The organism is Sulfuricurvum sp., assembly GCF_023229695.1.
Classification (GTDB): Bacteria; Campylobacterota; Campylobacteria; order Campylobacterales; family Sulfurimonadaceae; genus Sulfuricurvum.
The window spans coordinates 58,204-78,903 of record NZ_JALNYS010000006.1 but is presented as its reverse complement, the minus strand read 5'-3'; the positions used below and the strand labels follow the sequence as shown (position 1 = coordinate 78,903).

At 42.0% G+C, this 20,700-nt stretch carries 29 protein-coding genes; 16 read left to right on the top strand and 13 right to left on the bottom strand.

What is annotated here, in order from left to right:
• Window positions 1-114 precede the first annotated feature (114 nt).
• From M0P91_RS05465 to M0P91_RS05450, 4 genes are all read right to left on the bottom strand, one after another.
• Window positions 115-1,578: an OprD family outer membrane porin gene (locus tag M0P91_RS05465; RefSeq protein ID WP_295065436.1), complete on the bottom strand. Its 1,464-nt coding sequence runs from the start codon at window positions 1,576-1,578 to the stop codon at window positions 115-117.
• 9 nt (window positions 1,579-1,587) lie between these two features.
• On the bottom strand, window positions 1,588-2,346 hold the full coding sequence (gene modA, locus M0P91_RS05460) for a molybdate ABC transporter substrate-binding protein (protein WP_295065434.1): 759 nt from the start codon (window positions 2,344-2,346) through the stop codon (window positions 1,588-1,590).
• A gap of 187 nt (window positions 2,347-2,533) precedes the next feature.
• The gene (locus M0P91_RS05455; protein ID WP_295065432.1) at window positions 2,534-2,848 is read right to left on the bottom strand and encodes an addiction module antidote protein; all 315 of its coding nucleotides are present in this window, start codon (window positions 2,846-2,848) and stop codon (window positions 2,534-2,536) included.
• Window positions 2,841-3,140: a type II toxin-antitoxin system RelE/ParE family toxin gene (locus M0P91_RS05450; RefSeq protein WP_295065430.1), complete on the bottom strand. Its 300-nt coding sequence runs from the start codon at window positions 3,138-3,140 to the stop codon at window positions 2,841-2,843. Before M0P91_RS05450 ends, M0P91_RS05455 begins: the two co-directional genes overlap by 8 nt.
• Window positions 3,141-3,192: 52 nt before the next feature.
• Between M0P91_RS05450 and M0P91_RS05445 the strand changes: the two genes are divergently transcribed.
• Entirely contained in the window at window positions 3,193-3,474 is a 282-nt protein-coding gene (locus M0P91_RS05445) for a hypothetical protein (protein WP_295065428.1), read from the top strand.
• A 42-nt stretch (window positions 3,475-3,516) separates the two neighbouring features.
• On the opposite strand, the gene M0P91_RS05440 is transcribed toward M0P91_RS05445, so the two are convergent.
• From M0P91_RS05440 to M0P91_RS05415, 6 genes are all read right to left on the bottom strand, one after another.
• Window positions 3,517-3,849: a hypothetical protein gene (locus M0P91_RS05440; RefSeq protein ID WP_295065426.1), complete on the bottom strand. Its 333-nt coding sequence runs from the start codon at window positions 3,847-3,849 to the stop codon at window positions 3,517-3,519.
• A 3-nt stretch (window positions 3,850-3,852) separates the two neighbouring features.
• Window positions 3,853-4,434 (bottom strand): hypothetical protein, encoded by a 582-nt coding sequence (locus M0P91_RS05435; RefSeq protein ID WP_295065423.1) that lies wholly within the window; start codon window positions 4,432-4,434, stop codon window positions 3,853-3,855.
• A gap of 18 nt (window positions 4,435-4,452) precedes the next feature.
• Window positions 4,453-5,040 carry a YiiX/YebB-like N1pC/P60 family cysteine hydrolase gene (locus M0P91_RS05430; RefSeq protein WP_295065421.1) on the bottom strand — a complete coding sequence of 196 codons (588 nt, stop codon included), beginning with the start codon at window positions 5,038-5,040 and terminating at the stop codon, window positions 4,453-4,455.
• Window positions 5,041-5,383: 343 nt separating this feature from the next.
• Entirely contained in the window at window positions 5,384-6,433 is a 1,050-nt protein-coding gene (locus M0P91_RS05425; RefSeq protein WP_295065419.1) for a RelA/SpoT domain-containing protein, read from the bottom strand.
• Between the two features lie 183 nt (window positions 6,434-6,616).
• Window positions 6,617-8,365 carry a patatin-like phospholipase family protein gene (locus M0P91_RS05420; RefSeq protein WP_295065417.1) on the bottom strand — a complete coding sequence of 583 codons (1,749 nt, stop codon included), beginning with the start codon at window positions 8,363-8,365 and terminating at the stop codon, window positions 6,617-6,619.
• A gap of 35 nt (window positions 8,366-8,400) precedes the next feature.
• The gene (locus tag M0P91_RS05415) at window positions 8,401-8,994 is read right to left on the bottom strand and encodes a M15 family metallopeptidase (RefSeq protein WP_295065415.1); all 594 of its coding nucleotides are present in this window, start codon (window positions 8,992-8,994) and stop codon (window positions 8,401-8,403) included.
• Window positions 8,995-9,312: 318 nt separating this feature from the next.
• On the opposite strand from M0P91_RS05415, the gene M0P91_RS05410 reads away from it, so the two are divergent.
• From M0P91_RS05410 to M0P91_RS05400, 3 genes are all read left to right on the top strand, one after another.
• The gene (locus M0P91_RS05410; RefSeq protein WP_295065413.1) at window positions 9,313-9,444 is read left to right on the top strand and encodes a hypothetical protein; all 132 of its coding nucleotides are present in this window, start codon (window positions 9,313-9,315) and stop codon (window positions 9,442-9,444) included.
• 122 nt (window positions 9,445-9,566) lie between these two features.
• Window positions 9,567-9,821, top strand: coding sequence for a helix-turn-helix transcriptional regulator (locus M0P91_RS05405; protein WP_295065411.1), 255 nt, complete (start codon window positions 9,567-9,569; stop codon window positions 9,819-9,821).
• Window positions 9,815-11,146, top strand: coding sequence for a type II toxin-antitoxin system HipA family toxin (locus tag M0P91_RS05400; RefSeq protein ID WP_295065409.1), 1,332 nt, complete (start codon window positions 9,815-9,817; stop codon window positions 11,144-11,146). Before M0P91_RS05405 ends, M0P91_RS05400 begins: the two co-directional genes overlap by 7 nt.
• A gap of 270 nt (window positions 11,147-11,416) precedes the next feature.
• Here M0P91_RS05400 and M0P91_RS05395 read toward each other — a convergent pair whose 3' ends face one another.
• Together M0P91_RS05395 and M0P91_RS05390 are read right to left on the bottom strand one after the other, a co-directional pair.
• The gene (locus tag M0P91_RS05395; protein ID WP_295065407.1) at window positions 11,417-12,481 is read right to left on the bottom strand and encodes a type I restriction endonuclease; all 1,065 of its coding nucleotides are present in this window, start codon (window positions 12,479-12,481) and stop codon (window positions 11,417-11,419) included.
• Window positions 12,482-12,498: 17 nt separating this feature from the next.
• Window positions 12,499-13,143 carry a S24 family peptidase gene (locus M0P91_RS05390; protein WP_295065405.1) on the bottom strand — a complete coding sequence of 215 codons (645 nt, stop codon included), beginning with the start codon at window positions 13,141-13,143 and terminating at the stop codon, window positions 12,499-12,501.
• Window positions 13,144-13,448: 305 nt separating this feature from the next.
• Here M0P91_RS05390 and M0P91_RS05385 point away from each other — a divergent pair, with 305 nt between their 5' ends.
• Window positions 13,449-13,895, top strand: a complete 447-nt coding sequence (locus tag M0P91_RS05385) for a hypothetical protein (protein ID WP_295065402.1) — start codon at window positions 13,449-13,451, stop codon at window positions 13,893-13,895.
• Here M0P91_RS05385 and M0P91_RS05380 read toward each other — a convergent pair.
• Window positions 13,873-14,292, bottom strand: a complete 420-nt coding sequence (locus tag M0P91_RS05380) for a hypothetical protein (protein WP_295065400.1) — start codon at window positions 14,290-14,292, stop codon at window positions 13,873-13,875. The genes M0P91_RS05385 and M0P91_RS05380 overlap by 23 nt on opposite strands.
• A 101-nt stretch (window positions 14,293-14,393) precedes the next feature.
• On the opposite strand from M0P91_RS05380, the gene M0P91_RS05375 reads away from it, so the two are divergent.
• The 11 genes from M0P91_RS05375 (at window position 14,394) to M0P91_RS05325 (ending at window position 20,684) form a co-directional block, all read left to right on the top strand.
• Window positions 14,394-14,630: a hypothetical protein gene (locus M0P91_RS05375; RefSeq protein WP_295065397.1), complete on the top strand. Its 237-nt coding sequence runs from the start codon at window positions 14,394-14,396 to the stop codon at window positions 14,628-14,630.
• Window positions 14,630-16,765, top strand: a complete 2,136-nt coding sequence (locus M0P91_RS05370; protein WP_295065395.1) for a DDE-type integrase/transposase/recombinase — start codon at window positions 14,630-14,632, stop codon at window positions 16,763-16,765. Before M0P91_RS05375 ends, M0P91_RS05370 begins: the two co-directional genes overlap by 1 nt.
• A 105-nt stretch (window positions 16,766-16,870) precedes the next feature.
• On the top strand, window positions 16,871-17,581 hold the full coding sequence (locus M0P91_RS05365; protein WP_295065393.1) for an AAA family ATPase: 711 nt from the start codon (window positions 16,871-16,873) through the stop codon (window positions 17,579-17,581).
• A 19-nt stretch (window positions 17,582-17,600) separates the two neighbouring features.
• The gene (locus M0P91_RS05360; protein WP_295065391.1) at window positions 17,601-18,116 is read left to right on the top strand and encodes a hypothetical protein; all 516 of its coding nucleotides are present in this window, start codon (window positions 17,601-17,603) and stop codon (window positions 18,114-18,116) included.
• Window positions 18,109-18,435, top strand: coding sequence for a hypothetical protein (locus M0P91_RS05355; RefSeq protein ID WP_295065389.1), 327 nt, complete (start codon window positions 18,109-18,111; stop codon window positions 18,433-18,435). The genes M0P91_RS05360 and M0P91_RS05355 overlap by 8 nt, the downstream gene beginning before the upstream one ends.
• 209 nt (window positions 18,436-18,644) lie before the next feature.
• Window positions 18,645-18,896: a hypothetical protein gene (locus M0P91_RS05350; RefSeq protein WP_295065387.1), complete on the top strand. Its 252-nt coding sequence runs from the start codon at window positions 18,645-18,647 to the stop codon at window positions 18,894-18,896.
• A complete protein-coding gene (locus tag M0P91_RS05345; RefSeq protein ID WP_295065385.1) occupies window positions 18,886-19,104 on the top strand; it encodes a hypothetical protein in 219 nt (72 codons plus the stop codon). Before M0P91_RS05350 ends, M0P91_RS05345 begins: the two co-directional genes overlap by 11 nt.
• Before the next feature lie 148 nt (window positions 19,105-19,252).
• Complete coding sequence (locus M0P91_RS05340) at window positions 19,253-19,762, top strand: host-nuclease inhibitor Gam family protein (protein WP_295065383.1); 510 nt, start codon at window positions 19,253-19,255, stop codon at window positions 19,760-19,762.
• On the top strand, window positions 19,759-20,004 hold the full coding sequence (locus M0P91_RS05335) for a Mu transposase C-terminal domain-containing protein (protein ID WP_295065381.1): 246 nt from the start codon (window positions 19,759-19,761) through the stop codon (window positions 20,002-20,004). Before M0P91_RS05340 ends, M0P91_RS05335 begins: the two co-directional genes overlap by 4 nt.
• Window positions 19,997-20,545 (top strand): hypothetical protein, encoded by a 549-nt coding sequence (locus M0P91_RS05330; protein ID WP_295065379.1) that lies wholly within the window; start codon window positions 19,997-19,999, stop codon window positions 20,543-20,545. The genes M0P91_RS05335 and M0P91_RS05330 overlap by 8 nt, the downstream gene beginning before the upstream one ends.
• Window positions 20,532-20,684: a hypothetical protein gene (locus M0P91_RS05325; protein WP_295065377.1), complete on the top strand. Its 153-nt coding sequence runs from the start codon at window positions 20,532-20,534 to the stop codon at window positions 20,682-20,684. The genes M0P91_RS05330 and M0P91_RS05325 overlap by 14 nt, the downstream gene beginning before the upstream one ends.
• The last annotated feature ends 16 nt before the right edge of the window (window positions 20,685-20,700 follow it).

Sequence of the window (20,700 nt, the reverse complement as noted above, 5' to 3'; positions counted from 1 at the left end):
AAAGCTTCCCGTATCTTTCGGATACGGGAGAAAAACTGCCCTTTTCGCACTTGTTAAAACAAGGTGCGTAAGGTCAGTTATTTATTAATTATACTGCATTCTTTATGCCAAGGCTTAAAACCGATAGTTCGCTTCGAGGCGCATTTCGCGGTTTGATGAATCGAATGTAGCAGCAGGGTCAATCGCGCCGGTTGTTTTAATGTTGTCGATGTCGTTGTTTTGATCCATAAAGCGGGCCAAGAGTTCCAACCCTTTGAGACTTCCTGAGCATTTGTAGGCGATATCCATATTCCATTGGGTCGTATCACCGTTTTGGAAGGCGCGGTTGGTCATGCTCTGGTACGGTTTTTTGATCGGATTGCGGTTATAAACGGAGTAGCTGAGAAATGCGCTGAGTCCAGAAACCATTTGATTAAAATCGTAATCGAACTGTACCTTATACGCATCGGTGTCGGCATTCCAGTCCGTTTGGGTCATACTGCGGGTATATCCCTGTGTCAAAAATCCGCGCCACGGAGCGATCATATCCGCACCGTCATCGGTATGGGATACCGAGAGGAGTAGTTTTGCCGGACCGTAGTTGGTAACGGCACGCAGGGCCCACAGATAGGAGTCGATACTTTGATCAGTATCACCGTTGTTCGTCATAGGTTTGATAATGGCTCCCGCTCCCTGATCGTTTTGTTTGATAAATCGTCCGCCGAGTGTGATAATCGCATCTCCCGCTTCGATTGCGTAGTTGGCTTCTAGAAGTCCCTGATCGACTAAATCCGCCCAATGCATGACCCACCCCTGAAGTTCGAGATTGTCGAACGAACGGTTCGTAACCCCAGCGATCACGACATCGGGGGCTTCACCGTGGGTTCCCGCTGTCGAATAGGTGGTGGTGTAATAGGCTTTGATGGCATCGGGGGTATCGCCCGTATCGGCCATATTCCCGAAATGGGTCATTCCCCGCTCTTTGATCTTATCGGCATAATCGATTTGAATCGTCGTATTTGCCAAATCGTTCGATTTGATTTGACCCCCCTGAACAGCTATCGGGATCATTTTGGTATCGTTAGGGGTGATCCACGGGTTACTCATCAAAAATCGTCCCGCTGTAGCTTTTGTTTTAGCAATATCGTATTGCAGATAGCTCTGGGCCAGTACTGCATACCCCGTTCCATAGGGGACGAGCGTCGTCGGATTGGTACCCGAGAGAGGCGTAGCACCGTCTCCTTCGCGTAAAAAGAGATCATTGGCGGTGGTGGCGTTGAATTTCGTCGAATTGGTCATGTTGACGCCGTCTTCAACATCGGTCCATCCGCCCGGATTCTGAGTGGTATAGAGTCCGGTTCCGAAACTTAGCCAATAGAAAGGGGCTGTTTTATAAAGTAAACTTCCCCCTACAGCAAAACCGGTTGCGGTTGCGTCTTTGTTGGTACCCTCATGCATATCCCAATCGGTCACAAAATATTGGGATCGGAGCCGACCGTCAAATTTACCCTCTTTAAACGCAGATATCAAATCATCTGCCGCTGTGGCAAATGTAGCTGTCCCTAAAATGAGTGTGGTTGCTAGAGTGAGTTTTCTCATTGTATCTCCTTATTTTTTAGCGGGTAGAACATACCCGTTGGCTTTTAAAATAGTTTGTGCTTTAGGTGAACCCATATAGCGCAAGAATTTTTTAGCGGCAATCTGGTTTTCGGGTGAGCCGTTTTTGAGTCCTACCATCGCCTGATCGATCGTGTTGTACGATTTTGGATCAATTTCAACCCATTTGCCGACGTTTTTCATCTCGGGAGAGAGGACGATCGATTTGGCCATAAAACCGACATCGACCGCTTTGGTCGTCACATACGCACCCACCTGAGAGATTGATTCGGCAGTGATGATCTTAGGTACCGCATCGTCGTCGACTTTATAGTATTTCATCGCGTTCATCGCTTCGATCCCATACGGTGCTGTTTTCGGATTCGCAACGGCGATTTTTTTGACCGACGGATCAGCAATAACGCCCACCCCTTTTGAGAGATCGGCACCCGTAGCGCTCCAGAGGATCAGGGTCCCGTACGCATATACTTGAGACGGAGTGGTTGTAAAACCGCCATTTGACAGTTTTGCAGGGTATTCGACGTCAGCAGAGAGAAATGCATCATACGGTGCACCGCTCATGATCTGTTGGGTGAGTTTTCCTGAAGCTCCGGTGATGATTTTGACATTGATTCCCGATTCTTTCGTAAATTCGCGTGCGATGTCATCAAGCGCGTATTTAAGATTGGCCGCAGCGGCAACGGTGATGGTTTGGGCTGCTAATGCCGAAGCAAAGGCGAGCGAAGCGAGGGCGAGTTTGAACGGTTTCATATGAAACTCCTTATTTCTTTTTTGACATAACGATAATCAGCTCATTGCAAAAACGGTTCGCGAAAAAATGCAACAATTTCGTTATATTTTGTAAGATATAACGAAATTATAGAGAAAAAGGCTTAAAGTTTGTAGGAGGGTGTGTTATGAATGCAGGGAATAGAGTTTTGTAATCCGTTCGCCGAATTTACGCGTGTGCGATTTTCGGCGGTATGGTTCCGGAGATAGGGTCTGCGTGCAGGTTTAGACCGATTGCCTTCATAACCTTCATAACGGTACTGAATTTTGGCTCAGCACCCTCTTGGAATGTTTTGTAAAGACTCTCTCTCCCCAACCCTGTCTCTCTGGAAATTTGGGTCATCCCTTTGGCTTTGGCTATATAACCGACTGCTCTTAAGAGCTCGTCTTGATCGCCGTCTTCTAGAACTTGTGAAATGTATTCGGCGATAGCCTCTTCGCTGTCTAAATATTCAGACATGTCAAAATCAGTAAGATTACCCATTTTTATACTCCTTTGCCATCTCTTTGGCCTTATTGATATCCCTTTGCTGGGTTGATTTGTCTCCACCGATCAAAAGGATGATGATCTCTTTGTTTTGAACCAAATAGTAAACCCGATATCCCGGACCCAAATCTATCTTCAACTCAGACACACCATCACCGACGGGCTCAGACTTTCCGAAATTCCCTTGCGCCATTCTGTCGATTCCTCGACCTATAGCGATTTTGGCCTTAACGTCTTTGAGGCGTGAATGCCAGTCAGTAAATTCATCGGTCTTTTTGGTTTTATACATAGAAATAATAGTATCCTAAAAGATACATTCTGTCAAGAGGGGGAAAGATTGGATGGAAAGTTTTTGTTCCGTTCGCCCTGAGCTCAAGAAACATCGCTTCGCGAGCGGTACCTTTGTTTTGTCGAAGGGTGGACGTTCATGGTTCGACAGGGCTCACCACGAACGGGGAAACGTGAAGATTGGATACCTGACACTTTTATTTCAAGAACTCGAAGAGTATATTGCCAAAAGTGGCGATGAAGAAGCTAAATCAAAATTCAAGGAATTTCTAAATAATAGTACGGATGCTAGCATAATTGGTGTGGGCACATCTACCTTATTCGAGCTTCTGTAATTCAAACAAGATAAAATAGAGGTTTGACTTGACCATTTTTCCTCAGATTAGGGCAAATCCCAATACGGTATTTATTGAATCCTTGACAACAGCTAGTGCCGCGTTAATTGCCTCTTCTACAAGCAGTAGAGACATTCCCTCCAACGCTAACATTACGGCTCTCGTTGTGTTTTTTTGCATCTCAAGCAGAACACTTGCTTCTGCTTCACTAATCTGACCGCTGAGCTTTAACGTTTCAATCTGCGCAAAAGTTATAGCAAGCTTTTTGAATTCGGCCTCAGCATAGTCTTTAATTCCTGGCCATTTTTTGTCGAATACACCACTAGCTGCTTCAACCATACTGGTAAAAACCTGTTGGATGTCAATATTTGTCATGTTTTACTCCTTTTCAGATTTATTTTCGCCACGTTTTTTAGCTAATTCAAGTGCCATTACCGCTCCAAGATGTTGGTTGAATTGACGTTGAATAGGTGTTATAAGAACTCGATTTATCGCTATTTCACCTCTATCAGTAGTGTCGGTTGTTGCACCATTTTCGACTTTGCAATCCATAGATAAATCTATTCCATTTATTTTCACCTTTTCAATTTGTTCGAGTGACAGCGATGCTGTTACGCAGTTCTTGTGCAGTAAAACTAAATATGAAAGATTTTCTTTTGCCAAGTTAATTTGCTCGATTGTCAATTTATTCTTATAGATACCATTGGCACGAATCTCTATAGCATTTAGATCAGCTAGAACACCTTCATAAAATTTTTGCTGGTTTTTGTATTTTAAGTCCTCAGTAGTAGCGTTCTGTAGCGAAATGAAATGCCCATCAATTTTTTTCTGCAACTGCTGTGCTTCGCTGTCAATACTCTTGTCATAGTTAGAAATAAGTTGAATAGACGTGCATCCACTTATTCCGAGACTAAGGATAATGAGTATAATGAATACTGTTTTTTTGTTTATGAATAACATGATATATCCTTTTTTAGACTACAATATACGTCCTACAATCGATATTTGTTCGTTTACCCATATATCTTCAGGACTGATAAACCCTTTTTTATTGAAACCAAACTCAACACCCGCATGTGAAAAACATTCATAGACAAGTTCGGAACAAATATATTCCCGATCACGTTTTTTCTTACCTTTTCCTAAAATAACCCTTGCGAGAATTTTTGCAATTTCATCTTTATCATAGGGTTGTGTCAGTTCATCAATACCAAAGCTAGAAAGATGTGAGATGGTTTCGGTTGTTATGTTACTGCATCGGGCAAGGACAACACGCCCCTTGTAAGGTTTTCCATTTTCATAATCAGTGAGATATTTTGATAATGGGGCGAAGCGAACTCCCATATCTTCAACACTTTCGAGCAATAATATCCGGTTGATTGAATCTATACGGAAAACAATTCCTACATGACTCCACGGACTGTTTGTGACTTGCTGAATTGCATTTGAAACAAGATATTTTCCTGATGTAAATAGAAGATCGCCGGATTGGAGTGTCGAACGAAGATCTGAGTAAGATAGAACAGGAAGAGAATCGATGTCATCAGTTTTAAGATGGGTAGCCATGTGTTACTCCTTATATGAGTAAGTGCAATGAGCCAGATATAAGTATCAACTTGAGAAACAAATAAAAATATTACACAATATTTTACATTTAATATCATAAGATTTTCTTAACTTGCTTTTTTAGGTAGTGCTTAGTGGTTTTTCTGAAACTATATAGGCAGAGTGTTAATTTTTGGGATTAGATGAAGAGAGAGGAAAAACTGCCTAATTGCATTTTTACCACAAATTGAATAAAAAGTTTTTGTTATCGTTCGTCCTGAGCTAGTCGAAGGGTGGACATTCATGGTTCGACATACTCTATAGGGTACAAGTGCTCACCACGAACTGGGAAAACTTGTTCCCTTTATATTTTATTAACTTCTTCTTTTATACGATTAATTGCTTTTATGAATTGTTCAGTATCAAGGAAATAACTTGGATAAGCTTGTCTTAATGACTCAATTGAACCTGTCGCAACAAGTACAACTTGCAGTTGATTTCCTTCATTGATTTGATTTTCATAGTATGAATATCTTAGATTTGCTTCATCAATTCTTCTTTTACTAAAACTTTCAACAATAACATTTTTTTCCTTTGGATTCAAAATTACAATATGATAACTACCTAAACTTTTGCCAGTGGTTATAGATTCTGTTGCGATACTAAAAGCTTTTAACCTTTCAACGACGTTTAGTCTACTAGCTTCGTAAATCATAGTTGTGTATGTTTCATCTTTAGACATATGCGCATACTGTGTAACTGGATTTGACTTCTCAAAATGAGCAAAAGCAGAGCCAGTTAAGGCAAAAAATGCAAGCCATTCTTCGGGACCTTCACTAGATTTTAATGAATGATTTAGAAATGTTCCCATTGTTTCAACAGCAGTAGCCCAACTATGTTGTAATCTTGTTCTAATTTGGAGTTCAATATGTAAACCATCATAGATGTTATTTTTTTGATTTTTATATTTGTAAATTAAATGTATTCCTCGATAACCAGTATCTTTTGGTTCAAGAATATAATTTTTTTCATTAACTAATTCATGCGGAAAACGGGTAGATACTTTATAGCTTTTTTGTAATTCTTCTACATTTTCTAAAGTACTTAAAACTGCTCTTAGTCCGCCAATATCTTGCATTCTAGAAAGTTGCATTGAAGGAAACCTTTTTAATTTGGAAATGATTGACGGTGACCTTTTTAGTCTTTGTGCTACAAGTGATGATTCGTCAATTATTTTTAATTTATCGCGGAGTGTGGCTTGAAATGTATTAATTGGATATGAATGGATAGCCCGCCAATTTCCTAGTACTTCATTGCCCCAAATTTTGTCACTTTTTGATGCATTGTCATCTTTTAAAATATCACCAGCTTTTCTTACATTGTTCTTAGAATATATAGGCTGTACATATGCCAAAGTTGTATTCCTAATTAAATAGTATTTTATAAATCAATAGTATCATAAATACATACATTTTGGAAGATTATTTAAAATAAAGGAAGGCTGTATTTTAAGGTACCATAATCTCATAAAACTATCTTTTACCAATATCGTAGAGCCAGATATCAATTTGTCCATCCATCCATCCATCCATACACTCTACTTCAAAAGCCCCCGTGTCGTTAAATCCTTTTCCATTATTTTTTGGATTTTTCCGGATGCCCATGAAGCGAGGCCGCTTGCGATTTTTCCTTTCAAGAGCGCTATCCCTTTGTCTGCCAACCATTTGAACGGCTTGAGATCAATTTTGTTGACAATCTTGTTTATGACTTCGTTGATAAAATAGGATTTGTCTAAGACGGTTTTGATGCGTATGTCGATCAGCGTTATGATCGTATCGAGATCTTGTCGGTTCATTGCAACGGAATCGTAGGGGATCGGGATAATCGGTGTATCTTGGAGATTCACCATCGGGATAACCTGAACGTATTCGGCATCTTTTTTGGGAACAATACAATGATTCTCTCGAAACCACTCAATATGTTCTTTCACAAGAGCGTTATCAAGACCGATGATAAAATGGGTTGTCAAAAAGCTCTGGCAGTTGGCCCGCCCGAGCTGAAAATCATGCTGACGGAATTTTTCACTCAAAAATCCTCCGAATGCCCCTACGGAAGCGCTTGCCAGTTCCATCCCGTGCGCGGCGCCATTTCGGCTTGGTGCGATCATAAAACGGCTGAAAATATTTGGATCGGCTGCCAGTTCCATCTCTTCGGGTTTAAAACGGGCTTGTCCCTTCAGGCTGCCGAAAAGCTTAGACGCAATTTTGAATAGATTAATCCCTTCGTAGGTGAACTCTGTTCGCGGGCCGCCGGGAAAAGGGTCAACCATGATAACCGATCGACAAGCATCGTTGGCATTGCGCGGGTTGAATAATGCATCACCAGCCAATGTTCGACGCGCGACTTCAAGCGGTTCGTTGTTGGCGACTCCGCCGTCAACAGAAACAAAACGGTAATCGCTTTCTGAGGGATTAGGCCAATTCGGAGGGATTTTTGTCAAACAAAAGCAACTGCCCTGACCCTGACATACCTTTTGGGTATCGCATTGGGGAACCCACCATTTCCATTCGTTATACGATTTTCTGTCCTTACCGATATCTCTGGGTTCAAGAGCAATCGGGAAAGCCCCGGTCGCAAGGGTACTTTGTTTGAGCAGTTCCCAGTTGGCATCGAGAACCGATGTCGTATCCGTTTTGATAGGAATTTCGTTGGGATCATAGATCGTATCCTCTTTGGCGTCATGTACGAAATGCATCATATCGGAGTGGTTGGTAAGCCCATATTGTGAGTCGGATCCCTCAAAGTTGACCGTGTAGGGAACTCCTCCGAGGTTAAATACGCTCAAAAAATGGTCGATTCGCTGCGGTATATAGTCATATTTCTGAAGAATTCGCGGATGACGCAGGGCTTGATCGGCAATCTCGTCCAGCCGTTTGCAGTTAAGGAGTGATTTCAACGGTGTTGTACCCGTAATATCCGACGTATCTAACATGTATTCTATGTCGATACCGTGTGTCCGACTGACCCAACTTCGATAAAACACGTTGTTTATATCGGGATCGGTTGCGGCATCGGGATCATAGCCTCTCATCGGTCGATAATCGGAATCCATCATTGCACTGAGCAGCATGGTCCCCGTCATACCGCCCGCCGAAGCCCCCGAAATAACCCTTATTTGCACATTATGGAGCGATTGTCCGGGATGGTCGTCTGCAAACTTTTTTCGCACTTTTTCGTAGTGCATCAACGCTTCCAGCAGATAATCCACAACACCCGCCGTATAGGCACCTGCCGAAATTGCCCCCGCCATTACCAACCCGATTTCATAGGTATCTTCTTGTGCCATATTTAACTCCTTTTTATAAATTGAAAGTTCATCGTTCAAACATAGATTGCCATCTTGTCTGCGGTACGAGTTCGCAGTTCGGCAAGCATCGCTTTTTCGCTCAAACTGTTCGCCCAGGCCGGGCGCAGTTGAAAGTGAGGCTGGTCCATGATGGTTTTCCAGTTTCCCCCCCATTCGAGCCCTATATCCATCCCCAGAGCTCCTACCGCCTTATATTTAGCGGAGTCGGCTAGATATTTGTTCCCCTCAAAGACACCGATATCAAAGGCGATAGCAAAGTTATGATTGGAGTGGCCGCCGCGTGCATTGGTCACCTTGTTGCCCGGTTTCGTCCGTCCCCGTGCGTAGAGCTCCTCTTGCTCCGCATAGGTTCTGAGGCCGCTGAGAATTTTGATTTGAATGCCGCTAAAGGCCGCTTTGTGTACCAGAGCCCGTGCCAGAGGTTGTACTTCAGGAAGAAGGGTCACAATACTCTTTTCGCTGCGCGCATCTACCGTATCGACCGCAGTCTCCAAGGGCAATCCAACGATGTGGGTATAGATCGCGCCCCACGTTTCGGGACCCGCGCGGCCGTCAACCTGTATGCCGAGCTTTGTTTGAATCGCTGAGATCATTTCATCGGTTTTCATCTATTTCCTTTTTGTTGATTTGCAGTTAAACGGTTAATTTTTTTCATATTCGAAGCACTGTTTGAGTTGCCCTCTGATTGCGTATTGACTTTTAAAACAAACAAAAATATTTGACAACATTTTACATTTGTTTTCATAATGTTTTCTTAACTTATTTTTTAGGTATTAGTCAGGGATTTATGTAATAGACTTCTTGTATAACCTTGTTATGTAAGAAGTCTTCTGCTCGAAGAGGCAAGCTTTAGTGCCCAAGCGGCCAGCGTAGTGCTTTGGGTGTTGCTCAAAGCACGTTTAAATGAGAGTTTTAAAAGAACTCTAGTGAAAATCTGCCTCGAAGAGGCAAGCTTTAGTGCCCAAGCGGCCAGCGTAGTGCTTTGGGCTTTGCTCAAAGCACGTTTAAAAGAGAGTAGCCAAATAGCAATTTTGGTTGCGCTGTTGATGGGTAAGTGAGTGGTTACAGTATCACCTTCTCATACTAAATTACTAAAATTCTGTATCGTCATAAAAAATCATATTTGATTAAATATTAAATAAATAGTACAATATTAATCATATTTGATTAAAGGTTTCATATGGATACCTTCGAGCTTCATTCTTCTGTAGAAATAGCGCATGAAATAGGTCGCAGAGCTAAAGCATTACGAAAAGCTACCAAAATGACGCAAAAAGAGTTTGCCGAATTTTCCGGAATACCCTTTGGAACCTATATGCGATTCGAACAAAGCGGAGAGATCTCGTTTCAAAATTTTATCATCATCATGCAAAGACTCGGACGGATCGAAGAACTGGAATCGATGCTTTTGCCTAGAAAGGCGATTAAATGGTAAAAGATACACTTATCGTCAAAGCATGGGGTGAAACCGTAGCCAAAATGATCGAAAACGATAAAGGAACCTATGATTTCATCATGAATCCTACAAATACGCTTCCGTTCTCCCCGATTAAAATCACCAAGATGGGAGAAGTGTATAATTTTTCTCATCTTGAGCATCAATACGGACTACCGGGCCTTATCAGTGACAGCTTACCGGGAAAATACGGGAACACTTTTTTGGAAGAGTTTTTTATCCGCCATTTTAAAAAGGCTCCGACAACGATCGAAAAATTACAAATTCTCGGCAGTAATACGATGGGAGCATTGACGTACGAGCCAGAAAAACTGCATGAGCGCTCCAAAAATACTCAAGCTATTTTTCAGATGGCAGAACTCTACGAAGAGACCAAAAAAGCACTCTTCGGCGAAAGTGAATTTGAGCTTGAAAAAATCATTGCCCTATCCAACTCGGCAGCCGGCGGTGCGCAACCCAAAGCGATAGTCGGATTGAATACACATCAAAAAAGCATGTATGTCGGCAAAAAAAGCGACCCGTTACCGAATGGGTTCGTCCACGCGATCGTGAAATTCGATAATTTACTCTATACTCGTGAACCGCAATCTAAAACGTTTTACGATGAACTTAATATCTCAAAAACACTAACGGAATATATATACACCATCCTCGCGCGCAAGTGCGGAATCACAATCTCTGATACCTACCTGATCGAAGACGGCAACGGCGGTAACCATTTCGCGATAGAGCGATTCGACATTCTGAAACAAAATGACAATGTAGAACGATTGCACATGCATTCCCTCTCAGGGCTCATGCATCATAATCCCGCTGAAACGACATTTGATTATACCAATCTTTTCCGAGTCGGATTGAAACTCAACATTCCCCATTCGGATATGGAAAATATGTATCGGATCATGATCTTTAACATTGTTTTCGCCAATAGAGATGATCATTCCAAAAACTTTTCGTATCTCATGGATAAAAACGGTACATGGAGAGCGGCACCCGCATATGATCTGACATTTGCACCATCGGCAAAACATCAGATGCTGTTCGATTATAAGCCGGTGAGTGAAATCAACCGAAAACATTTAATTAAAATCGCCGATGAGTTCAATATTCGAAATGCGGGCTACATTATCGATCAGACCATCGCTGTAAAAAATAATGATTTACCTCTTTTGAGTGCTGAATATCGAATTACATCTATATGGCATGAACGTGTATTAACATTGACGAAAAGTGTCGATAAATCGATCAGTTGTAGTTTTTCAGATAATATGCGAAAAGAGCAAAAAGGCTACAAAGCACGATAGGTAGGGGTTTTGAGGAGAAATTTTTCTCATAATTACGAGTACTTTTTTTTGTCGTTTTTATCCTTTTTTTATCCGCACTTTTTCCTAAACTTTTTACCACTTCTATAATCTACCAAATCACCGCTACACCGACAATCTAGAAATTTTTACCGAGCGAAAAAATTTACTGTTTAACTTTTACGTAATAGTTGTACGATTGTGACCAACGAACACTATTTTATAGATCAACGAACATCAACGAACATTTTGACAATGTTCGTTGATAGGATGTTATTCTTTTCCAGTGATACGCTTATCGAGAGCTTGCTTAAGTTCTGAGCGAAATTTGTATAAGTCTTCAACACGATCAATATTTTGTTTAACTTCAGAACCTTTTTCATCTCCAGGAAAAGCAATCGCTTTTTGTTTCCCGTTAAAGTATAGACGACACAACCATTTTGTCACTTTACCTTGGTATAGAATTGTGAAATAGTTCACAGTATCTTTAAACATAATATTTGATAAATCAGTTTCTTCGCCAAGAATGGATTTAATAATATAGAAACCTTCCAGTTCTTCATCTGTAGTAATTATTTGATTTTTTTCTTCCTGAGCCGGAACTTCTTCAACATCAATATCTATTTTAAGATTTGATTGGAGAGCATTGATTTTATCACTGGCAATATCATGTAGAACTTCGGCAAATGATTTTTTAATATATCCTCTGAACTCATCAACAATAGTAACAGTCATTGGTTTATCTGTAAATTTACGAGCAAAAAATTTCACAAATTCATCTGATGGATTGTCAACTTCAGTTTTAAACACAGCTTGTATTTCACGGTGGTATTTTTTTGCATTTGCCATACTTAGAATAGAATCAACATCAAGATTATCTTTGGCAAATTTTTCGAGTTCTTTGATATCTCTATCACGTAAGTTTTCAAGATTTACAACCAAAAAAGGAACTTTATCCATACGATTTGTTTCTTCCATATCGGAGAAAAAACGGTACTCAATCCCATTTGTTAATATTGCAAATTTAGAATCTGTGACATTGAAATAACGAATGAGCTGATTATTATGGTTATCGAGTCTTTCAGTATGATTTTTCGCTTCAATAACCATGATTGGTTGATTATTTCTTATGATCGCATAATCAACTTTCTCACCTTTTTTAGTGCCAATATCTGCCGTAAACTCTGGGACAACTACGGTAGGATCAAATACGTCGTAGCCCAAAGCACTTAAAAAAGGCATAACAAATGAATGTTTTGTCGCTTCTTCTGTTAATATCTTTTCTTTGAGGGTCTTAATCCTATCTGTAAGTTGTCTTAGTTTTATATCGAGTTCCATGTAATGTTCCTTTTGTTTTAAAATGGTCGATATCGTCCGTACACGATACCTATGATTTCGAGTTGGTTCATCTCTTCTTGGTTCAAATCAATATCAGGATATTGTTGGTTATCCGATATGAGTTTTACCCATCTACCGAGTGGATCACGCAATAGACGTTTTACATAGAGTTCATCATTGATACGTGCTATTACTATCTGATTATTACGTGCCTCATGTGTACGTTGTAATAGGATGGTTTCACCGTTTGGTATAAATGGTTCCATTGAGTCACCTACTACATGAATAATATCAATCCCAACAAAACTACTCAATCCAAACATATTAGATAAAAAAGATCGGCTTACCGTCATGATCTCAGGTTTAGTATCGCCATTTAATGCGCCGTGTCCAGCTGCTGCATAAATATCAGAATAATAGTTCACTGATACACTATTTTTATTATCTAGCATAGGGATATCTTGTCCAGTAAGGATAAATGATCGAGATAGTCCAGTTTTTTGGATTATCTTATCAATTTCATCGTCTCTAAATTTTTGGACTGCATCAGCTTCAAGATTTTTAATTCTTTTAGGTTCAAACCCCAAGAAATCGGCAATTTCTTGTTGATTCATATTTCCAATTTCATCTCTTATTCTTTTAATAACAACACTTGTCTTCATGTCTACTCCATAAAATTAGACCAAAAGCCTTGACATAGTCCAATTAATTAGACTATAATTCTCTCATACATTACAGAATTAAACAATGTTTAGTATTAAATGGCGTTTAACTTTCGGTAACGAGTTAAACAGTTGCTTCGGTGATTGTGATTGATTTTTTTGCGGCGAGACTTCCAAGCCGTTTTTAAATGACCTGATCCAATAGTGCGGGAGACTGTACTACGGCGCGAAGTATAAGCGGACGGGTAAAAGCTATATTTGAGTGATCCCCCTTCGGGGAGATCATCAAAGTTTAGGAGAGAATCATGAATGATTTACAAAGGGAAACGCTACGCTCTTATAAAAAAGAGCTCAAAAAAATCATCAAAAAAAGTAAGAGAGTGCTCGATGAGATAAAAAATGAATTGGATGATGATGAAGATAGTTTTGATCATTATGTGGGGAAATATATAGTTCAAACTGATATGAGACTAATCATCGATGGAGTTGGTGAAATGGTCATAGTTACTGACGATACTCCCGATAAGATGGCAACGGTACGTGTCGATAATGATGGTTATTATGTACTCATGGGCGAAGATCGTTACGAGTTGATTGATGCTCACTATATGGGTAATCGGTTAAAAAATATATCAAGTATAAATGATCATTGTTCATTTATCGATGAATTTGACAAAGACCAGCGTGCAAAGGCTTTTTCGGAAAAAATAGCACGTATAGAAAAAAACCTTAAAAAAGCCAAAAAACTATAGTATCAAATTGTTTGATATGGGCATGAGCCGAACCATAAGCAACAGTAAGTTCACGAAGTGATAGATTCCTATCACCAAGTGATCTAACATGTTCATTATAGGATTTTAGATAGTTGAGCGAGTGTTGCATATAGTGAAGCGACATAAGGGTCAATACAGCTTTAGTTTTAAAATCATACCGTTTTGATGTTTTACGTTTTTTGGGCGTGAGGAGTATGAAATCCTCTACATCATCAAGGCTTTCATAATACATCTTCCAATATTTTCGTTTACCAATTGCAGTTACAAATATTTTTACATACTCTTTTTCATAATCAGATAGGGAGTCAATCAAATCTATTGCTATTACTGCACGAGAAGCATCAAATATTTCATATATCTTCGTATCAATATCCATCTCCAAGTCCTTTTATTTTGAATGTTCCAACACCATTATAACAAGGACTTCGATGTGGGTAATAACCTACACCCTAAACTCATAAAAGGAGGAAAAATAGCATGGAACAACAAACTCTAAGAGATCGGTTTCTCGGCAGAGGATTTGCAATAACAGCTTATGCCAATGCACACGGTCTGTGTAAGTTTGCACTGCGTGATCTGCTCGACTGTAAAACCAATGGTAAAAAACGCGGTATGGCTCGTAACTGTGTTGATCAGTTGCGTAAAGACAGCGTATGGATCGACGGTACCGACGGTGTAACACTCACCTATAATCCTGATAAAAGGAGTGCGTGATGTGGGTACCTGTTAAGGAAGCATCGGCGCACTTCGGTGTCGGAGACCGTGCCATACAAATAGCTTGCAACCGAGGAAGTAAAAAATACCAATTTCAAAAGGTTGAAGGCAAAGGTGGACGTGGTGAGGTTTATGAAATTTGGATAGGAGAAAACGATGGAAGAGAAACGGAGAGTAATGAAGCTCCTGAACGAAGCGGAGGAGTCGATCAAAAATGTGAAGTTGCAGATTTTGAACAACTATCCAGTCACAAAAAAAGAGGTAGTGTCAGCAATAGCAAAACTGGACACAGTCAATGTGATGTTAAATCAATCGACCCTCGTGAAGCGTTAAAGCTAAAGGATAAAAAACGAATCGATGCGGAGTTGCGATGTCGCCTCGTGATGGAGTTCGAGAAGCGACCAAAAGGGATGACGATAGAAGTATTCATAGGTGAGCTAAGTATCAACTACGAATCGCTAAACGTCACAACATCGAAGATCAATAGATGGTTAGGAACGTATCGAAAGGCTAAAAAAGAGGGTCGTAATGTGATTGTCGCTTTGGCGGATAATAGCGGACGGCCCAAGGGTATCACGAAGCTCACCGAAGAGATGAAAGCAATGATCGTGCGGTATCTGCTGAGGCGTGATGTTCATCTGAACATTTCCGGTATCTATGCGAATCTCAAATACGCTTTTGGTGATGCGCTGCCAAGTCGTAATACGGTGGAACGGTATATCGAAGAGTGGAAAGAGAAAAACGCTCTTCAGTGGGAGATACGGGTTAATCCGAATCGTGCCAAGTCGCATTTTCAACCGGCACACGGAAGCCGAAGCGAACACATCAAGTACAAAAACCAAGTGTGGGAACTGGATGGGACTATCGCTGACATCATCACGATCGATGCAAAGCGGTGGACCATCGTAGGGGCTATCGATGTATTTAGCCGTAGGGTAGTGGTGACACTGGAGGAGTCAAATACTACATTTGCCCTGGCGCGGAACATGCGTAAAGCGATCATCAAACTCGGTATCCCGGATATGGTTTTGACCGATAATGGGAAAGACTATAAATCAAATCACTTCGAATCGGTATGTTTGTCACTGGGGATAGAGCAAAAGTTTACAGAGCCGTTTAGCGGGGATCAGAAGCCGCACATCGAACGGTTCTTCGGGACGTTGACGCGAGAGCTGTTCCGATCTATCGAAGGGTTCTGCGGTCACTCTGTTGCAGAGCGTCAAGCGATCCAATCGAGCCTCACTTTTGAAGATAGGCTTCAAGCTATCGAGAAGTGGAAAGCGAAGTCATATGGTGAAGATGGTTTTGCAAAGCTTTTGCGTAAAAAAGAGCAATACGGAGGATTACCCATCGAGGTACCGCTCACGCCTGAAGAGTTAGAGTCATGGATAGACCGATGGGTTAGTGCCATGTATGAGCAAGAACGCCACAGTAGTATCAATATGTCACCAATCACAAAATGGGAGAGCGATTTCACCCCTGCCAATACGGTCGGAAATTTGCGTTCTTTGGACTTTTTGCTCGGTAAGAGTGAATACCGAACGATCACGAAAAAAGGGATCGTCATTACACGTGACGGTATCACCGGAGAGTATCACCATCCATCGATTGCAGGGATGACCGGGAAAAAGGTCATGGTCATCGAACCCGATGAGATGGGTGAGGTTCTCGTCTACAGTGAAAAACGAGAGTTTCTGTGTATCGCAATCGATGAAACGCTTCAGGGCAGATCGCGCGAGGAGTCGGCCGCTATTGTAAAAGCCTACAAAAAAGAGGTTAAAGCCTACGTCAAGGCAAACAAAGAGATGGATAGATTGGCAAAAGAGTTGGATGACCCGTTGATTACGCATCGAATCGAAGCTGCTGAGCAACGACTCGGATTGTCCGCTCCGGAGATACGAACTCCTAAAGCGACCAAAGAGATCATCGCGGCGAACGCTGCGGCGGAAGCGAAGTCATCTTGTGAAGAGCCAAAAATCAATTCAACCCGAAAATGGGAGACGATGTACGATCGTTTTCTCGACAAAATGCTCACAAAAACGTGGGATGAAAAAGATACGGCTCTATCTGAAAAATATCCGGATCTCTATGAAATGGCACTTGCTGAAGTTGAAAAAAAGAAAAAAGCTTCATGAAGGTTTGATCTGTTCCCGATGGGGGACAGAATCAAGCGTTTAAGTTTTTAGTCGGAATTAAACGCTCAATTAATCTCAAAAGGAGACCCCTTGAAAGAGTCTTTTGTGAAAACGAAGAATTATACACGATTGTTAGAGTCTTTTACAAGACTGGAAAACCTTCCGCTATCTGCACCCCGAATGGGACTTGGATTTGGTAATTTTGGTCTGGGTAAAACCTTTGCCCTTGAGCGTATCGCTGCACAGAAGAATGCGATTCTTTTAAGAGCTGCGCAAACATGGAGCAAGAAGACTGTGTTGGAACGTTTATGTTTTGAACTGGGGTTAGATACCCAAGGGGGAAGCGGACGGATGTTTGAGCGTATCGTCGATGAGCTTAGACGAGAAGAGCGGATCGTCATCGTCGATGAGATCGATGCGCTCTTGCGAAGTGATAAAACCCCGGTTCTTGAAATGTTCCGTGATATTCATGATGAGACAAGCACGGTGCTTTATATGATCGGGATGGAGGAAGCGGATGCGAAGCTTCAACGCCATCGACACTATTACAGCCGGGTTGTAGAGTTTGTCAAGTTTGAGCGTATCGGTAGAGCTGATATCGAAGCTTATTGTGAACTCTCTGAAGTAAAGATCGAAGATGATCTTATTAATCACTTTGTAGCATATTTCCCAAACTTGAGACAGATTAAGGTTCTAATCCTACGGATTGAGAATGCTTGCACCATCAATGATATTGAGAGTGTCAATTTGAAAAAATTTGAAGAGCTTGGAGTAGCGCATGGCATCAAAAAAGAATCGTCCTCGTCGAAGCACTAAACAAAAAGTATGGGACTTCATGCGGCGCAACAGAGCGTTTCGCGTCGGGGATGTGATGATGATCCTCGATGTGGATAAAAGCTTCTTGATGCCTATCTTTAGAGTACTGGAGTTGGCAGGTTATTTAGAACTGGAGAATGGATCGGAAACCTTTGGTGATCGTCATTACAAGCTGCTCAAAAATACAGGGATACGATCCCCGTCCGTGCTCAAAAAACCGTGCGATATCGTCCGGGATGAAAATACCGGTGAAGAGTTCATTTTAGACGGTAATCATCCGGTACAGATTGCGGATAAGCTCAAACTCTTGCGCGCTATGAAGCATGACCTCATGTACCGAGAACGGATCGCCAGCATTGCAAATATTCATCTGTATTCATCAAAAACGATTCGATATCTCGAAGAGTTCACAGAACTGGGAATTATGGAGCGAATAACTCGATCAAATTCCAATGATCGAAGGATGTTCATTGTCCATCATGACAAACGAGAAGCCCTTATCAAAGAGCTTGAGATAAAGGAATTATATGAGTGATCTTGAATTGCTTCAACTGGCCTATAAGCATGAGGGCAGCCTGAGAAAGATGGCTGAAACAACGGGTAAATCTCCGGCAACATGGCAAACGCTGATGAACGGAACCTATAAGTTCAACCCCGAAAAGCTTTTCAAGTTGATCCATGAAAAGTACGGGCATCTTGAGAGCGAATTGGTGCAGTGTCCGGCTATTGGAGAGATTCATCCGGACGTATGTCGAAAGTATGCCGATGCAGCGCATGAGGGTAGAAATCTAAGCGATCGGATTTATTTGATCGTTCGTAAACATTGTGAGACGTGTCCAAGGGGGAAACGGTGAAACCAGTCTACATTTGGGAAAAGAAAAAAGTGCATGCTGCTCTATGGTTGGCAATAGCTGTAGTCGTTATCGTAGCCGCAATAGCGGCTGATTTATGTACGTAAGGCGGTTGGTATGGAATTTATTCTTGGGACAGCTTTCGGGCTTGGAATATGGGCGATTATTGATGTTTTGATTGTTATGTTTAATAAAAATAAAGGAGAAGATAAATGGACGAAAAAGAGTTGATTGAAAAGCTAAATGTGTTTTTTGACTATTTGGTACCCAAAGAGAAGATCGCCGATGCGCTCAAGCTGTCTCGGCTGAAAGAGAAACAACGGGTACTTGTGGGACTGTTTGAGGGGCATGTTATACGGACCCGTATTTTTAACCATGAGGTTTATGTGGATGTAGAGATTGGTGGCGTGATCAATCCATATCAAATGAAAGATATTAAACCGGAGCAAAGTGATGAAGCTTGAAACTCTACAAAAAGCGAATGAAACCATCAATAGCTTAACAGATATTCGTATGGTACTTCAATCTTGTGTTGAAGGTGGATTACTGAGAATAATGTATGGACATAGTGAAAATCAGGAAATACGACTAACTGATAATACAAAAAAACGTCTCGTTAATTTCTTGATAGAGGAGGTTAAAACGTTACAAACTGATTTCGATAGTTTTTGAATTTTTAGAGTGTTTCTCAAGAGCTACGACGGTAGCTCTGATGGAGGACTCCAATAGATATGAGGTGGTTCCGATGGGACTTAGAATAAAGAAAAAAGTGCGTGTCGCGGTAGCTACGCGGTACGGCTTTGTATATTGGGAGAAAGTTATGGCAAAAGCACGAAGTAAACCAACGGTGGATACCCGAAAAATCACGTCGCTCTCTGAAGCGGACGGGATACTGCATGAGATAGCGGATTTGAAAGCGCAGGTGCGCAAGCGTCAGGCGGATGCCGATATCGCGGTCAATGCGATCAAGGAGGCGATGGTAGAGGATACACGCCCGATGCTGGAGCAGATCGAAGCGATGGAAAAATCGCTGGCGGTGTACAGCGAGTACAACCGGGGTGAGCTGTTCAGCGACAAAAAGACCATCGAGCTGAACTTCGGGTTGTTCGGATATCGTCAGAGCACGAGCGTATCGGTCAAGAAAACGACGCTGGAGCTGCTGCAAAAACATGGGTTCGATGAAGCGATATCAACCAAACCGACGGTCAATAAAGAGATCATGCGAAGCTGGAGCACTGAACGCCTGGCACTGGTCGATGCGACGCTGGTGATCGAGGACAAGTTCTGGATCGAGACCAAAGAGAACGATCTCGAAGGGAGCGCGGCATGAGCAATAACCCATCATTCGCGCCGATCATACGGCGGGTGAAGTTCGGCGGGGTCATGTTCGAAAACGTCCGGTATTCCGACGAGGCGCTGGCCGAGTATGAGGATCAAGAGGTGCTGCTGGACATGGAGATCGATGTCCGAAGCGAGATGCGCAGCTTCCGGGTTTATGATATGTGGGAGAACGAAATCTGCCTGATAGATATCGACAGGGTGGATAGCATCGGGGAGGCGGCGCATGGGTAAGATCATTGGGGGTGAGCATTACGAGAGGTTTGTGCAAAAAGCGAAACGAAACCCCAAAATGCTACGCATCCCGACACACAAAGAGCTGGAAAATAATGGGTTTGATATTCCCGATCTGTTTCATCTCGTCCTTCCGAATGGGTTGACGGTCAATCCGGAGACGGTCAATCCAGATACGGACCTCTTCGACGATGCGATTAAGCCGCTGTTTCTGAAGCAGTCAAAAGTATGCGAAGCGTGCGGAATGGATAAACCTACGGAGGCCTATGGAAAGCGTCTTGGTCGCGGTGGTCTGCGATCGATCTGTATGGCATGCGAGGAGACTGCAAAAACAGATATTACCTACAGCCTCCCATACGACTTATCGAAGGACCAGATCCAAATCGTGGACGGACGAAACGGAGGGATCAAGCGGTACGTATCGTATGAAGATGTCATAACACTCGTCAACGAGGCATTTTTCAGAGGAAAATCGGAAGGGATGGCCAAGGTCAGCCCATCGCTCGATGAGCTGCTGGGACATCAGCATGAGAACCTTTGAACGTGTATTCTCAATCGTAGAGCAGAAGCGGAACCAGTTCAAAGATGCGCTGCACATGGAGCGGATGATCTGTGAGGCCAACATCAAGGCACTGCGTGAAGCGAGAGCTGAGATCGAGGCGAAGATGAAAAGATTATGATGTGGATTTAACAGCC